The sequence below is a fragment of the Paenibacillus xylanilyticus genome (assembly GCF_013359935.1).
Taxonomy (GTDB): domain Bacteria; phylum Bacillota; class Bacilli; order Paenibacillales; family Paenibacillaceae; genus Paenibacillus; species Paenibacillus xylanilyticus.
The window spans coordinates 17,956-32,677 of the sequence record NZ_JABMCB010000134.1 but is presented as its reverse complement, the minus strand read 5'-3'; the positions used below and the strand labels follow the sequence as shown (position 1 = coordinate 32,677).

Sequence of the window (14,722 nt, the reverse complement as noted above, 5' to 3'; positions counted from 1 at the left end):
GGAATGGAATGGTTAAGAGAGGGGTTATGAAGTGTCGCGATTGAAGACATCAAAGGGGAAGTGGATTCTCCTCATTGCAGTCATTGCAATGGTCACCGTACTGGCCGGATGTACTCCGCAAGGATCCGGAGTTACGACGGAAGATCTGAGAACCAGTGACTCATTTTGGCAAAGCAATGTTATTTACTGGTTCTCACTGGCGCTCGATACATTTGCCAACTGGTTTAACGGTGAATATGGACTAGCTGTCCTAGTGATGGTGCTGATTGTGCGGACGTTGATTTTGCCTTTGACAATGAAGCAGGTCCGCAGCTCCAAAGCCATGCAGGCGATTCAGCCTCAGTTGAAGGAGATTCAAGCCAAGTATAAAGATACACCTGAGAAAGTTCAGCAAGAAACGATGAAGTTGTTTCAGGAGAACAAAGTTAATCCGATGGCGGGTTGTCTGCCACTTCTGATTCAGATGCCGATTTACATCGCACTTTATAACTCAATTTACGGTAACTCCAGTCTGAGAACACATGACTTCCTGTGGCTTCAACTTGGAGCGCCGGATCACCTGTTTATTTTGCCTGTGCTGGCGGCCATCACCACATTCGTACAAACGTGGATGATGATGCGCATGAATCCTGCACAGCAGGTTGGACCAATGCAGTTCATGCTATGGGTATATCCAATCTTGATCTTCGTCATGTCTTACCAGTTCCCTTCAGCGTTGCCGCTGTACTGGTTCTACAGTAACATTTACACGATCGTGCAAAACTATTTCCTTTACCGGAATAACGATAAAGTCGTGGCTGAGGTCAACGTGAAGCAGAATAGTTCCTCCAAAAACGGAGCTAAACGCAAAAACGGTGGCAAGGCAACCGTCTCTGGAAAAGGGTCGAAAGGGGCCAAAAAATCGAAATGACCAAAGTCATTGCGTCAGGAAAAACCGTTGAAGATGCTGTAAAACAAGGATTGGCTGAGCTTGGCGTAAGCCGGGACAAGGTCGAGATACAAGTGTTAGAGCAGCCGTCAAAAGGATTCCTGGGTTTGATCGGGGTAAAGGCGGCGAAAGTTGAACTGAAACTACTGCCTGTACCCGAAGCTGTTCCACAGCGGGTCGAGCCGGCCGCACATGTACCTCAGGTTGAAGTTAAACTTGAGGGTGTCGCAGCTAAAAATCCCTATGAGGAAGCGGCTGCTTTCCTAAAAGAAGTAGCAGCAGGTATGGGACTGGATGTTGAAGTGGACATCAAAAAACAGCGCGATGGGCATATTTTCAATATTGCCGGGGAAGACCTTGGCATGATTATTGGCAGACGTGGGCAGACGCTGGATGCACTGCAATATCTGACGAACATTGTAGCTAATCGTTATTCGGAAAGTTTCGTTCGAATTGTGCTTGATGCGGAGAATTTCCGGCAGCGCCGGCGGAAGACACTTGAAGATCTGGCTGAACGACTGGCTGGACAAGCGATCCGTTCCGGCAAGGAAGTTGTCCTGGAGCCGATGCCTCCACTCGAACGCAAAGTCATTCATGCGAAACTGCAAAATCACCCGCAGATTAAAACGTATAGTAAGGGCGAGGAGCCCAATCGGCGTGTGGTCATTATGACGAAATAACACGAAATTGAAGACGCAATGGCTTCCTGCCCGGTGCAGAAGCCATTGCTTTTTTCGTAAATAAGTATTTGTTGAGATACCTAAATAGTGAAATTCATATGTCGCTCCGGAAGGACGGCCATTTTAAAATAGAGCAAGGAGAGATAACGATGATCAGTGATACGATCACAGCGATATCAACGGCTGTTGGGGAAGCAGGGATCGCTGTTATCCGGGTCAGCGGCCCGGATGCTGTATCGGAGACGGAGAAGATATTCCGCAGCAAAACCCCTATAACTCAGGCAGCGTCTCACACGGTTCACTATGGTCATATTATTGAACCAGGCAGCGGTGAGAAAATTGAGGAAGTTTTGGTTACGGTCATGCGTGCCCCCCGGTCATTTACCACGGAAGATGTGGTTGAGATCAGTGCTCATGGCGGAGTTGTCTCTGTTAAAAGAGTCATGGATCTTCTGCTTCAGCTCGATATTCGTCTGGCGGAGCCGGGTGAGTTTACAAAGCGTGCTTTTCTCAATGGACGTATCGATCTGTCACAGGCGGAAGGGGTTATGGACCTTATTCGATCCAAATCGGATAGAGCTTTCTCCGTTGCACTCAAACAAGTGGAAGGGAAACTGTCGTCCAAATTGCGGGATCTGAGACACACCTTGGTGGAGACTCTCGCACATATCGAGGTGAATATCGACTATCCCGAGCATGATGTGGAGTCGTTAACCGCTGACTTTATCAAAGAAAAATCGAGTCTGGTCATGTCTGAAATCGATAAATTGCTCGTAACAGCAGAACAGGGCAAGATACTACGTGAAGGGATTACAACGGCTATTGTTGGACGACCGAACGTAGGCAAATCCTCACTGCTCAATGCACTCGCACAGGATAACCGGGCCATTGTAACGGACATTCCGGGGACGACACGTGATGTCATTGAGGAGTTTGTAACGATTAACAACATTCCACTTAAGCTGCTGGATACAGCCGGTATTCGGGAAACGATGGACGTCGTGGAGAGAATCGGAGTGGAACGTTCCCGCTCGGCGGTTGCAGAAGCAGATCTGTTGTTGATGGTGATTAATGCGGCAGAGCCACTGCACCAGGATGAGATCGAATTATTGGAACAAATCCGCGGTAGACAATCAATTATCATTATGAATAAAATGGACTTAGCTCCGCAGGCAGACCGTGAGATCCTGCTTCGCTATATTCCGGAAGAACGGCTTGTTCCCATGTCAGTAAAGGATGATCTGGGAGTCGATCGGTTGGAAGAAGCGATCTCGACGTTGTTCTTCAGCGGCAAGCTGGAATCGGCAGACTTGACCTATGTCAGCAATGTGCGTCATATTGCGTTGCTCAAAAAAGCAAAACAATCCCTTATCGACGCATATGAAGCAGCAGAACAGCTGATTCCGATTGACATGATTCAGATTGACGTACGGTTGGCGTGGGAGCACCTTGGGGAGATTGTGGGCGATACGGCACATGATGCGCTGATTGATCAGATTTTCTCCCAGTTCTGTCTAGGAAAGTAAAATAGAACAAACATACTTCCTGTGAAAAGTAGTATGATAATGAAGTCTATCCCCAGTTGGATGGTCAACATGGCAATGACGTCTGCAGGAATAGCAGACTTGATGGCTTGATATAGATCGGAATGACCCCGAGGAATAGAGGGGCGTATCGCTTTTAACAACAGACCGCATGCATAGAAAAAAGGTGCAGCGGCATAAGGAGGTAACAGAAATGGCTTTTGATGGCGGCAGTTATGATGTAATCGTCGTTGGTGCTGGGCATGCAGGTGTGGAATCAGCACTGGCCGCAGCCCGTATGGGATCCAAAACACTGATGATTACAATTAATCTGGATATGGTGGCCTTCATGCCTTGTAACCCATCCATTGGGGGACCGGCGAAGGGACATGTCGTACGTGAGATTGATGCACTTGGCGGTGAAATGGGACGGAACATCGATAAGACGTTTATTCAGATGAGAATGCTCAACACAGGGAAAGGTCCAGCCGTTCATGCGCTGCGTGCTCAGGCGGACAAGTTCTCCTATCAGCATACAATGAAGGAAACGATGGAAAACGAGCGTAATCTCACGATGCGTCAAGGTATGGTAGACCGCCTGATTGTTGAGGACGGACATTGTGTAGGTGTCGTGACCCAGACAGGTACAGAGTATCGCGCCAAAGCGGTTGTTCTCACTACAGGCACTTATCTGCGCGGTAAAGTGATCATGGGTGAGCTGATGTACGAAAGTGGACCAAACAATCAACAGCCTTCGCTTAAATTGTCGGAGCATTTGCGTGAGCTTGGCTTCGATCTGGTACGTTTCAAAACAGGTACACCACCTCGTGTGCATAAGGATACGATTGATTTTAGCAAAACGGAAATTCAACCGGGAGACGATGTACCGAAATTCTTTTCCTATGAGACCGAATCTTCGGACAACGAACAGCTGCCATGCTGGTTGACGTACACTTCGGTAGAAACACATCAGATCATTAATGATAACCTGCATCGTGCGCCGATGTTCTCGGGAGTTATTGAAGGCACTGGTCCACGTTACTGCCCATCCATTGAGGATAAAATCGTTCGTTTCAGCGACAAGCCGAAACATCAGATCTTCCTGGAGCCAGAAGGTAAAAATACATCCGAGTATTATGTACAAGGACTGTCTACCAGCCTGCCTGAGGATGTTCAGCTTGCCGTTCTGCGTTCGATTCCAGGAATGGAAAAAGTGGAAATGATGCGTAATGGTTATGCCATTGAATACGATGCGATGGTACCTACACAGCTCTGGCCTTCGCTTGAAACGAAACGTCTGCCGGGTCTGTTCACAGCGGGCCAAATCAACGGTACTTCCGGCTATGAAGAGGCAGCAGGACAAGGCATTATGGCGGGGATCAACGCAGCGCGCAAAGTACAAGGTAAAGAGCCTGTTATCCTCGATCGTTCCCAAGGTTATATTGGCGTGTTGATTGATGACCTGGTGACTAAAGGAACAAACGAACCTTATCGTCTGCTCACATCCCGTGCTGAATATCGTTTGCTGCTTCGTCATGATAATGCAGATATGCGTTTGACGGAAATTGGTCATGACATTGGTCTGGTATCGGAGGAGCGTTATGCGAAATTCCTCGACAAGAAGGCCAAAGTGGATGTGGAAGTTGAACGTCTGAAAGCTGCTAAGGCACGTCCCGCGGATGTAAATCCGAAGCTTGAAGAGTTTGGCTCCACACCTATTCAGGATGGAAGCACACTTCTTACCCTATTGCGTCGTCCGGAAATTACGTATGATTGGATTGAACAGGTCTCACCATCTGAGGTGGAACTGACGGCAGATATGAAGGAACAAGTGGAAATCCAAATTAAATATGCGGGTTATATTGAGAAGCAATTGATCCACGTGGAACGTTTGCAAAAGATGGAGAAGAAGAAAATTCCGGATACGATTGAATATAATGATGTTCATGGTCTGGCAATGGAAGCGAAGCAAAAGCTGTCCACCATTCGTCCAATTTCAATTGGTCAGGCTTCCCGGATCGCCGGGGTCACTCCTGCGGACATTTCCATTCTGCTGGTCTACCTGGAGCATTATAACCGTGTAACCGCAGCAAGGGGACAATAATGGACGATATTCAACAGCAATTGCAGCTTCGGCTGAAAGAGCACGGTTTGGAGCTGGATGAACGCCAGCTGGAACAGTTCGAATTGTATTTTCAGGAATTGGTATCCTGGAATGAAAAGATGAACCTGACAGGGATTACGGAACGGGAGCAGGTATATACCAAGCATTTCTATGATTCGGTATCTCTGGCTTTTTATACAGATATGACGAAAGTGGAGAACCTTGCTGATATTGGCTCTGGAGCAGGCTTCCCCGGCATACCACTTAAAATTTGCTTCCCGCACATCAAGCTGACAATCATTGATTCACTCAATAAGCGTATTGGATTTCTGCAGCATGTCGTGGATACACTCGGTCTAACGGGAGTGGAGTTAATTCATGGCCGTGCGGAGGAAGTGGGACGTAAAGAAGGGTATCGGGACAGCTACGATTTGGTTACTGCGCGTGCAGTAGCGAAGCTGGCGGTACTAAATGAATTTTGTTTGCCATTTGTTCGCAAAGGTGGGATGTTTGCCGCGATGAAGGGCGGAGATCCGCGTGAAGAAATGAAGGAAGCAGAATTCAGCTTCAATCAGCTGAGAGGACGGGTCAAAGCTGTCCATCCGTTCCAGCTGCCAGTAGAGGAGTCGGCGCGTCATATTATTTTGATTCAAAAGTTTGACAAAACGCCTCATAAATATCCTCGTAAACCGGGGACGCCGCTGAAGACTCCGTTGGTTTAGTAATTGAGTTTTAGAGTCTCGTGTGAAGCCATCAATAAAAGGGCTAATTCTGGCCAAAGATTGTTGCAGTTAACGATCCTAACCAAGGGCCAGTGCTGAAAGAGATTGAAAGGGATGTTTCACGTGAAACATCCCTTTTTTTTATTTTTAGATACATAGCAAAAGCAAGGAACGATTATACAACAAAAAACAGTGAAAAGAATGGAACAAATCAGGAGAAAACCGACAAGATGGGCAGAGAAAAAGCAGGAAAATTAGGTGAGTTTAAAGAATAGGTTAGAATAGGATTATGATAGAAAAGATGATAGAATAGAAGTAGCCGGTCTTGTGTATCAGAGATCATAGATTATATATAAATAGATTTTGTATGCAGCATAGACATTGGATCAGAACGTGGTGTAAAAAGGCAAAACTTATTCGAGAACGACAACATATGAGGGGTCGCATATAGAATAAGAAGCACCTGCATTGTTGCGGGAGCTATTACGAAACTAGGTGGTAATCTACGGAATGAAAGAACAATTTTCGAAGTTGTTTGGTTTGGCGGAGCGCAATAACGGAGATGAGATAAAACAAATTCCGGTCAATGAAATAGTAAGCAGCCCGTATCAACCCCGTACTATTTTTGATGATGATAAGATTGATGAGTTGTTGCAGACGATCAAAACCCATGGAGTCATTCAGCCTATTGTTGTCCGTGTACGAAATGGATCCTATGAGATTATTGCCGGAGAGCGTCGCTGGCGTGCAGTTCGAAAACTGGGCCTGGATCATATTCCAGCCATTGTGCGTGAATTTAATGATTCACAGGCTGCATCCATTGCATTGATTGAGAACCTCCAGCGTGAAGGGCTCACATCCATTGAAGAAGCGGTTGCTTATCAAAAGTTGATTGATCTTCATCAGCTTACGCAAGAAAGTCTTGCACAGCGTTTGGGCAAAAGCCAGTCAACCATCGCCAACAAAATTCGGTTGTTACAGCTCCCGGAAGGAATTAAGACTGCATTGATGGGACGTAAAGTTTCCGAACGTCATGCTAGAGCTTTGCTATCGCTGGATTCAGAAGAACTGCAAATGAAATTGCTTGGCGAAATTATTGAAAAAGAGTTGAATGTAAAACAAACCGAAGCAAGGGTTGCCTTTTATAAAGAAGCTTCCAAAATCAAAAAATCCAAACGCATCTCATTTACCAAAGATGTCAGACTGGCTCTGAACACAATTCGCCAATCGATTGATATGGTGTCTGGTTCAGGAATGGATATCAAAACCAAAGAAGCAGATCACGAGGATCATTACGAGATCGTCATTCATATTCCGAAACGCAAATAGTTGAAGCTTAAGGCGGCAATGGGGCCGCTTTTTCTGTCTATAGAGCTGGTTGAGGCTTGAATTGAAGAGAGTGTTTGAAGAACGAAACGGTAGTTGTTGTTTGTGTGGACGATAGCCACCTGCTTTTAGTTAACTGTATCTCACAACCTACAAGAAAAGACTCCTATTTTATTTGAGGTGAAGTAATTGTCTAAGATTATGGCCGTAGCAAATCAAAAGGGCGGTGTGGGGAAAACGACGACATCTGTTAACTTGGGTGCAGGTCTGGCTTCACTCGGGAAAAGAGTATTGCTTGTCGATATTGACCCTCAGGGGAATACGACCAGTGGAGTCGGAATCAATAAAGCAGATGTGGCCAATTGTATATATGATGTCATCATTAACGAAGTTCATCCTCAGGAAGCCATTGTGGAAACTCAGATTGAAGGTCTTCATATCATACCTGCAACGATTCAACTTGCCGGAGCCGAGATTGAGTTGGTATCCACGATATCACGGGAAGTTCGTTTGAAAAAGTCACTCGCCATGGTGAAAAAAAACTATGATTACATACTGATCGATTGCCCACCATCCCTTGGCATGTTAACGATCAATTCGTTAACCGCTTCCGATTCGGTGATCATTCCGATCCAGTGTGAGTATTACGCACTTGAAGGGTTAAGCCAGCTGCTCAACACGGTTCGTCTGGTGCAGAAACATTTGAATACCTCTTTGCAAATAGAGGGTGTACTGCTCACCATGTTTGATGCCCGCACCAACTTGGGGATTCAGGTGATTGAAGAAGTGAAAAAGTATTTCCAACAAAAAGTGTATCAAACTATTATTCCGCGTAATGTGCGACTTAGTGAAGCTCCATCACATGGACAGTCCATTATTACGTATGATCCCCGTTCGCGAGGAGCAGAAGTGTATTTAGAGCTCGCAAAGGAAGTGATATCGTATGAGTAAGCGGCTCGGAAAAGGTCTGGATGCCCTCATTCCATCGCTTTCAATAAATGACGATGACAAGGTCGTAGAAATCCCGATTAGTCAATTGCGGGCAAACCCTTATCAGCCTCGGAAAGTATTTGATGAGGATGCTATACATGAACTGGCGGAATCCATTCGTCAACACGGTGTCATACAACCTATTATTGTACGTACGGTACTTAGAGGTTACGAGATTATTGCCGGGGAACGCCGTTTTAGAGCATCCCAGTACTGTGGTAATGCAACAGTCCCTGCAGTAGTCCGTAATTTCAGTGATCAGCAGGTAATGGAAATTGCCTTGATTGAGAACCTTCAACGGGAGAATCTGAATGCGATGGAAGTCGCTGTCGCCTATCAGGGTCTGATGGATCAATTCTCTCTGACACAGGAAGAGTTGTCTGTCAAAGTGGGGAAATCACGTTCTCATATCGCTAACTTTCTGCGTCTATTATCGTTGCCGGATGAAGTGAAAGATCATGTTTCACGTGGAACATTATCCATGGGTCATGCACGCGCCATTGTCGGTGTGAAAGACGAGGACATGGTGAAACAGCTGGCTAAACAAACCATTGATCAACAATGGAGTGTACGTGAACTGGAAGAAGCGGTACAGCAACTGGATCGTTCCAAATCTGGAGAAGCCAAAACCAGATCCAAACTCAAGAAAAAAGATCCGTTTATTGATACAGTGGAAGAGTCATTGCGTGAACGTTTCAAAACAACAGTAAAAATCAAGCACAACAAGGATAAAGGCAAAATCGAGCTCAACTACTACAGCAAACAGGATCTGGAACGATTGTTGGAATTACTGCAATAGACAATCGTTATGATCAACTTACAACACGCGGGGCTTTTTCATCTGATGACATATCGCCTCTGTACGATGGAGAAACGATATGTCATTGTTTGTTTTAGGGACAGATAGGTTTCCTCATCAAACAGGACAGAGGTGGTTGAGAGTTGAAAGAAGTGATATATCTGGATCATGCTGCAACATCATGGCCTAAACCACCTGCTGTTGGTGAAGCAATGATGAACGCCCTCGATGTTGCCGGAGCAAACCCAGGCAGAGGCAGCCATAGAATGGCTGTTCAAGCAAGCCGTGTACTCTTTGACACGAGAAAGGTTCTATCCAGTCTTTTCGGCATAAGTAATGCCAATGATATTGCACTTGGCTCCAACACGACAGAAGCGTTGAATCTTGCAATCCAAGGCTGGCTGCGAGAAGGGGATCATGTCATTGCTACAATGGCTGAACATAACTCGGTCAGGCGGCCTCTGGAATATTTGCGAAGGGTTCGGAAGGTAGAAGTGGATTATGTACCTCTCAATGCATCAGGTTCTATAGATTTGGTTCAAATGGAAGGACTATTCCGTCCAAATACTAGACTGGTAGTCTGCACTCATAGTTCCAATCTGCTGGGCAGCATTTTACCAATTGGCGAAATATCGCTTATATGCCATAAACATCAGGCGACATTGCTTGTAGATGCCGCTCAAAGTGCTGGCATTATGCCAGTGAATGTGCAGCAATTAGGTATTGATATGTTAGCCTTTCCAGGACACAAAGGCTTGCTCGGTCCGCAGGGCACAGGGGGACTTTATATCGCTCCTGAGCTTGATGTCGAGCCGCTTCTCCATGGAGGTACAGGCAGCCAGTCTGAAGCCGTTCGGCAGCCGCTTGTTCGTCCGGACCGGTATGAGGCGGGGACATCGAATACAGTAGGCATGGCAGGTCTAGCAGCTGGTGTAAGGCATGTGATGGAATTGACCCCGGAATCAATCTATAAGCATGAATGGGAATTGACACAATACATGATGCACGGGTTATCATCCGTACAGGGAATTCGAATGCTGGGCCCAGGACTTGAACAACCACGTACTGGGTTGGTATCCTTTACGATAGAGGGATATGACTCTGCTCAGATTGCTTTTCAGCTGGATCGTCATTATGACATTGCTGTTCGCTCCGGTTTTCACTGTACACCTCTTGCTCATGAATCTGCCGGAACAACGTTGAGCGGGGCTGTCAGGGCCAGCGTGGGGTACACAACGACTAGCCAAGATATAGATGCACTGATTGCAGCAGTACATGAATTGACGAAACCAAGGTGAATCAAAATCATGTCTGAATCAGAGTTTAAAAATTAGAGATACATCACAAAAAAATGGCAAATTAATGATTAGTCATTAGTAATAAAGGGTTTATTTATAAGGGGAAGGTCTTACGAATCTATAGTGGTTCGTTGGCTAAATGAACGGATGGTTACTGAACAAACAAACAGAGGGGTAGTTGCACTACATGGCTGAATTAAACGAGCTGATTCTGGAACAGCTGCTATGGATTATTGGCGGAATGGCATTATTATTGGTGATCTTACTGATTGTGAGTATTGCCCAAGGCGCGAAGTTGCGCAAGTTCAAACGGAAATACGAAGCGATGATGGCTGGCAGCGGGGTAGAGGATCTGGAATCGTTGTTGATCAATCTGAAAATTCAGATGGACAGTATTGAGGATGAGCATAAGCTGCAAACCAGTCAACTACAGACTGTCATGCAAAAACTGACTCGTATCCAGGGGAAAGTTGGTGTGAAACGCTATAATGCCTATGGAGAAAGAGGCAGTGACTTAAGCTTCTCGATGGCCATGCTTAATGATAATCAAGATGGTATGATCCTCACAGGGATCTACAATCGTGATGGTTCTTATGTGTATGCCAAGCCTCTTAAAGGGGGAGAGTCAACGTATACACTATCCCCTGAAGAGAAAGAGGCAATTACTCTGGCACAGCAAGCAGAGTAGAGCGTGTATGCCATTCGCGAATGGCTGAGTAAAGACTGCTCGCTATAATTTCAGACATGCGCATGACAAGACTGAGCCGTGTGTTTTGCAGAACAAAGTATTCCATAAAGCCGCCGACGTTAACGATACCAGTAAGATGGATATCGCCGACCGGCGGTAATTCTTTATTTACGCCCGCTCCAGGTTTAAGAGGTCCATTGACGACCTGGATACAACCGACACTGGAAGACTGACCGAGACAAGCATCAATCCCAATGACATACGGGTTATGGTGTGTATTCTGTATCGTATTAAGGGTGTCTTGCAGGTTCATTGCATGTACAGGTTCGTCCAATGTGCCATACAGATGGAATAAAGGGCTGTCCCACTTGGCAAGTGAAGAACCGACCAGAGGACCGAGGCAGTCTCCAGTGGAGCGATCTGTGCCGATGCAGACAATGACAACATTTTGAAGAGAATGAGCCTTATAGAGATGGAACATTAAACGATGTATAATGGCGGAGTGGATGCCTGGATCGGTATGTGGAATTTTCAAACTGGTCATATCTTGGGATGAATAAGAACGCGAAATGGGATTCATAGGATCTATCCTTTCCCCTTGAGAATGGTAGTAACAGTATATGGAAGGATAGAAGGTTTTATACGTCGTAAGGACAAGCTTTTTCTAAAGGGTCGGGTGTTGGGACTCTGACCTTGGAGGAGGCAGGAAAAGCAGAAAGGAGCCGGTTATGGACGAGTGGATGGATGATTGGATGCTGATTGCGTTTGATTCTACCCAGCAGGCTTTGCGAGCGGAGATGCTGCTTGAGTTTGCCGAGATTGAAATTGATCTGTTTCCTACCCCGAAAGAGATCACGGCTGGCTGTGCGCTTTGTATACAGTTTCCAAAAGAAGATCTGGCGAGAGTGCAGCAGATCATTCGGAACGAGTTTGTGGAGATCCGCGGCCTCTATTTTAAAACCGAAGACAGCTATGATAACATACCCATGTAGAGGAGGTTGGATTGATGTTGCCTTTTAAATTTTTTGCTGCAGCTTCAGCTGGCCCGGGGGATGAGTCTAACACAATAGAAGAAACAGTAAAAAGTGCTGTCAGCTGGACAGACAAATTGTGGAACAAAGTTACCGATGCTGATATGTGGTTAAATATTTTATTCAGCTCGATTCGTATTGTTATTATTTTTATTATCACCCGCATTGTGATCAAGATCGTGTACCGCATCATCGATCGCAGCCTGGAACGAAAGCAGGAAGGCAAAGTTCGGGTAAACCCACGCAGATTTGTGACGGTAGGTGAATTGCTGAAAAATGCGACTTCCATAACGTGTAATTTCATAATGATTCTGTTACTGTTATCTGAGATCAATATACAAGTCGGTCCACTCTTGGCCAGTGCCGGTGTTCTTGGACTTGCAATAGGTTTCGGTGCACAGGGATTGGTCAAAGATGTTATTACCGGTTTCTTCATTATATTAGAGGACCAATTCGCTGTAGGGGACGTCATTCAGACAGGTACCTATAAAGGTACGGTCGAAGTAATTGGACTGAGAACGACCAAATTGGTGAGTTGGCAAGGTGAAGTCCATATCATCCCGAACGGAACAATTGCGAGTGTAACGAACTTTTCCATGTCTAATTCCCTTGCAGTTGTAGATATCCCGATGAAGGGAGACCAGACATTGGACGAATCCGTTCACTTGGTTAAGCAGGCTTTGATTGGGATTGAGGAGCGTGACCTTAACATTGTGAAGGTTCCAGACGTGCTCGGCATTCAGTCCATGTCCACTTCGGAATATGTCGTTCGGATTGTCTCTGAGTGCATGCCAAATTCAAGAGCCTCTGTAGAGCGTCAGATCCAAAGTGATGTGAAGAAAACAATGGAGTATCATGAGATGGGCAAGCTCGCTGCATTGGAGCAGGCAGCGGGGCAGGAGAAGGACGAAGGGAATGGTACTGGTGGAGCGTAAAAGTTTCCAGCTCGGAGACGTTGTACAGATGAAAAAGCAGCATCCCTGTGGAAGCAATGAGATGGAGATCATTCGAATGGGCATGGACATCCGGATCAAATGCGTTGGCTGTAAACACAGTGTACTTATTCCAAGAGCTAAATTCGAAAAAAACATGAAAAAGGTACTTCGCTCGGCTGAAGATGCTGCGGAATCCTAAAGAGAAGTTCTGCAGCAAACCTCGCCCAAAATAACGTTTTCATCCAAGCAAAGCTAGGTGTTGCGTTCTGTAATTGATCATGCTATAATCAGTATTGCTGCGGAAAGGTACCCAAGAGGCCCAAGGGGGCTGACTCGAAATCAGCTAGGCGTGTCACAGCGTGCGTGGGTTCGAATCCCACCCTTTCCGCCACTTCCCGTAAACTGCGCCACTACGGCGTTTACAGTACGGAATGTGTACGCAAGCTATCCGATTTATCGAGTACATTGCGGTAGATGATTCCGATATACCTAAATGATTCCGTTAACCTCTTACGTTAAACATGCGTAGGGGGTTTTTTGATATGGATAAACGTGAGGGACGCAAGACCGTTCAGACGCGCCGTCCGATGGCTGACGTAGGGTTACCGTCATATACGCTTGAGGAAGCGGTAGAGTTCGTTGTTAAAGTGAAGCGCGCCAACAATCTAAAGGACAAGACAATCAACGGATACATACAGAACATGGGTTACTTCATTGAGTGGGTAACGGAGAGATATGGCCGGGACATTTCCGCGAACGACATTACGATAGCGATACTCCGCGAATATGTATTGTGGTGCTCGCAGGAAAAAGTATATTACGAGGGGCATCCGTTCAAATCGGAATATGAAAAGGATCGAAAGGGCCTGGCGCCTTCCTCCGTGAACGTTCGTATTCGCGTTTTAAGGACGTTCTTTACGACTCTCTTTAAAGAGGACGTTATTAACCGGAATCCAGCCGCAAACCTATCTCTAATGCGCCAGGAAGAGGATACGGTGGTTCCGCTGACCGAGGATGAGCTGCGCAGGTTTATGAAGGCGCCCGATCAGCGTCAATGGGCGCAGTGGAGAGACTACGTAATTATCGTAACGATACTAGATTCCGGGATGCGTCTCGGAGAGATATGCGATTTGGAAAAGTCGGACCTGGATCTTCCACGCAAACAAATTACCTTGCCGGCGTCCAAAACAAAGAGTAGGAAATCCCGCGTACTGCCACTGTCTACAGAGACTGCGCGGTTGATTAAGCAGCTCGTTACGGAGACAGAGCGCGAATTTAATACAACGTTTGTGTTTACAACGAATTATGGCGAGCAGCTCAGTGAGAAGACCGTACAGAAGGCATTTGATAAATACGCGGAAAGGGCGAAGATAGGCCGATCAGTGTCACCACACGTACTGCGACATAACTTTGCAACAATGGCCGCAGAGAATGGGATGCCGTTATTCCATCTACAGAAATTGATGGGCCACGCGGATATCAAGACGACGCGCAAATATGTCCAGCTGAGTGAGGAGAGTATAATAGAGGAGCACCGGAAGTATTCACCGCTGAGTAGGGTATTGAGGAGACGATAATAAAAATTGGGCCAATAGCTGATAACTAGCTTTAGAGGTGATATAATAGGAATATCAAGGTAAGGGCAGGAGGGGAGGTAATCTTCCTGACAATGTCCGAAGTGTTAATGCTAGTATTTGT

At 46.1% G+C, this 14,722-nt stretch carries 15 protein-coding genes and 1 tRNA gene; 15 read left to right on the top strand and 1 reads right to left on the bottom strand.

All coding sequences use genetic code 11. The features are described from left to right. The first annotated feature begins 31 nt into the window (after positions 1 to 31). From HP552_RS03190 to HP552_RS03145, 10 genes are all read left to right on the top strand, one after another. The gene (locus HP552_RS03190; RefSeq protein ID WP_175394207.1) at positions 32 to 910 is read left to right on the top strand and encodes a YidC/Oxa1 family membrane protein insertase; all 879 of its coding nucleotides are present in this window, start codon (positions 32 to 34) and stop codon (positions 908 to 910) included. After that, a complete protein-coding gene (jag, locus tag HP552_RS03185; protein ID WP_175394206.1) occupies positions 907 to 1,608 on the top strand; it encodes an RNA-binding cell elongation regulator Jag/EloR in 702 nt (233 codons plus the stop codon). The genes HP552_RS03190 and jag overlap by 4 nt, the downstream gene beginning before the upstream one ends. Positions 1,609 to 1,757: 149 nt before the next feature. After that, complete coding sequence (gene mnmE / locus HP552_RS03180; RefSeq protein WP_175394205.1) at positions 1,758 to 3,134, top strand: tRNA uridine-5-carboxymethylaminomethyl(34) synthesis GTPase MnmE; 1,377 nt, start codon at positions 1,758 to 1,760, stop codon at positions 3,132 to 3,134. Between the two features lie 211 nt (positions 3,135 to 3,345). After that, positions 3,346 to 5,235 (top strand): tRNA uridine-5-carboxymethylaminomethyl(34) synthesis enzyme MnmG, encoded by a 1,890-nt coding sequence (gene mnmG / locus HP552_RS03175; RefSeq protein ID WP_175394204.1) that lies wholly within the window; start codon positions 3,346 to 3,348, stop codon positions 5,233 to 5,235. Continuing rightward, a complete protein-coding gene (gene rsmG / locus HP552_RS03170; RefSeq protein ID WP_175394203.1) occupies positions 5,235 to 5,957 on the top strand; it encodes a 16S rRNA (guanine(527)-N(7))-methyltransferase RsmG in 723 nt (240 codons plus the stop codon). The genes mnmG and rsmG overlap by 1 nt, the downstream gene beginning before the upstream one ends. A 510-nt stretch (positions 5,958 to 6,467) precedes the next feature. Further along, positions 6,468 to 7,286 carry a nucleoid occlusion protein gene (gene noc / locus HP552_RS03165; RefSeq protein WP_175394202.1) on the top strand — a complete coding sequence of 273 codons (819 nt, stop codon included), beginning with the start codon at positions 6,468 to 6,470 and terminating at the stop codon, positions 7,284 to 7,286. 186 nt (positions 7,287 to 7,472) lie between these two features. Next, on the top strand, positions 7,473 to 8,234 hold the full coding sequence (locus tag HP552_RS03160; protein WP_095293506.1) for a ParA family protein: 762 nt from the start codon (positions 7,473 to 7,475) through the stop codon (positions 8,232 to 8,234). Then, the gene (locus tag HP552_RS03155) at positions 8,227 to 9,072 is read left to right on the top strand and encodes a ParB/RepB/Spo0J family partition protein (RefSeq protein ID WP_175394201.1); all 846 of its coding nucleotides are present in this window, start codon (positions 8,227 to 8,229) and stop codon (positions 9,070 to 9,072) included. The genes HP552_RS03160 and HP552_RS03155 overlap by 8 nt, the downstream gene beginning before the upstream one ends. 143 nt (positions 9,073 to 9,215) lie before the next feature. Further along, a complete protein-coding gene (locus HP552_RS03150) occupies positions 9,216 to 10,370 on the top strand; it encodes an aminotransferase class V-fold PLP-dependent enzyme (RefSeq protein WP_175394200.1) in 1,155 nt (384 codons plus the stop codon). Positions 10,371 to 10,557: 187 nt separating this feature from the next. Then, the gene (locus HP552_RS03145) at positions 10,558 to 11,058 is read left to right on the top strand and encodes a DUF4446 family protein (protein WP_175394199.1); all 501 of its coding nucleotides are present in this window, start codon (positions 10,558 to 10,560) and stop codon (positions 11,056 to 11,058) included. Here the strand turns inward: HP552_RS03145 and yyaC are convergent. After that, positions 11,033 to 11,638, bottom strand: a complete 606-nt coding sequence (gene yyaC / locus HP552_RS03140) for a spore protease YyaC (RefSeq protein WP_175394198.1) — start codon at positions 11,636 to 11,638, stop codon at positions 11,033 to 11,035. The two genes, HP552_RS03145 and yyaC, sit on opposite strands and share 26 nt — an antisense overlap. 160 nt (positions 11,639 to 11,798) lie before the next feature. Between yyaC and HP552_RS03135 the strand changes: the two genes are divergently transcribed. The 5 genes from HP552_RS03135 to HP552_RS03115 all read left to right on the top strand — a co-directional run bounded on the left by HP552_RS03135 (position 11,799) and on the right by HP552_RS03115 (position 14,601). After that, on the top strand, positions 11,799 to 12,050 hold the full coding sequence (locus HP552_RS03135; RefSeq protein ID WP_095293526.1) for a putative Se/S carrier protein: 252 nt from the start codon (positions 11,799 to 11,801) through the stop codon (positions 12,048 to 12,050). A gap of 14 nt (positions 12,051 to 12,064) precedes the next feature. Continuing rightward, positions 12,065 to 13,024, top strand: coding sequence for a mechanosensitive ion channel family protein (locus tag HP552_RS03130; protein WP_246310735.1), 960 nt, complete (start codon positions 12,065 to 12,067; stop codon positions 13,022 to 13,024). After that, positions 13,014 to 13,223 (top strand): DUF951 domain-containing protein, encoded by a 210-nt coding sequence (locus HP552_RS03125; RefSeq protein ID WP_175394218.1) that lies wholly within the window; start codon positions 13,014 to 13,016, stop codon positions 13,221 to 13,223. Before HP552_RS03130 ends, HP552_RS03125 begins: the two co-directional genes overlap by 11 nt. Before the next feature lie 101 nt (positions 13,224 to 13,324). Beyond that, a tRNA-Ser gene (locus HP552_RS03120) sits at positions 13,325 to 13,415 on the top strand. A gap of 151 nt (positions 13,416 to 13,566) precedes the next feature. Next, the gene (locus tag HP552_RS03115) at positions 13,567 to 14,601 is read left to right on the top strand and encodes a tyrosine-type recombinase/integrase (RefSeq protein WP_175394197.1); all 1,035 of its coding nucleotides are present in this window, start codon (positions 13,567 to 13,569) and stop codon (positions 14,599 to 14,601) included. Positions 14,602 to 14,722 lie beyond the last annotated feature (121 nt).

Coding starts and splice junctions, on each gene's coding strand:
- jag (WP_175394206.1), top strand. CDS start 907: ATGACCAAAGTCATTGCGTCAGGAAAAACCGTTGAAGATGCTGTAAAA.
- mnmE (WP_175394205.1), top strand. CDS start 1,758: ATGATCAGTGATACGATCACAGCGATATCAACGGCTGTTGGGGAAGCA.
- mnmG (WP_175394204.1), top strand. CDS start 3,346: ATGGCTTTTGATGGCGGCAGTTATGATGTAATCGTCGTTGGTGCTGGG.
- rsmG (WP_175394203.1), top strand. CDS start 5,235: ATGGACGATATTCAACAGCAATTGCAGCTTCGGCTGAAAGAGCACGGT.
- noc (WP_175394202.1), top strand. CDS start 6,468: ATGAAAGAACAATTTTCGAAGTTGTTTGGTTTGGCGGAGCGCAATAAC.
- HP552_RS03155 (WP_175394201.1), top strand. CDS start 8,227: ATGAGTAAGCGGCTCGGAAAAGGTCTGGATGCCCTCATTCCATCGCTT.
- HP552_RS03145 (WP_175394199.1), top strand. CDS start 10,558: ATGGCTGAATTAAACGAGCTGATTCTGGAACAGCTGCTATGGATTATT.
- yyaC (WP_175394198.1), bottom strand. CDS start 11,638: ATGAATCCCATTTCGCGTTCTTATTCATCCCAAGATATGACCAGTTTG.
- HP552_RS03135 (WP_095293526.1), top strand. CDS start 11,799: ATGGATGATTGGATGCTGATTGCGTTTGATTCTACCCAGCAGGCTTTG.
- HP552_RS03130 (WP_246310735.1), top strand. CDS start 12,065: ATGTTGCCTTTTAAATTTTTTGCTGCAGCTTCAGCTGGCCCGGGGGAT.
- HP552_RS03115 (WP_175394197.1), top strand. CDS start 13,567: ATGGATAAACGTGAGGGACGCAAGACCGTTCAGACGCGCCGTCCGATG.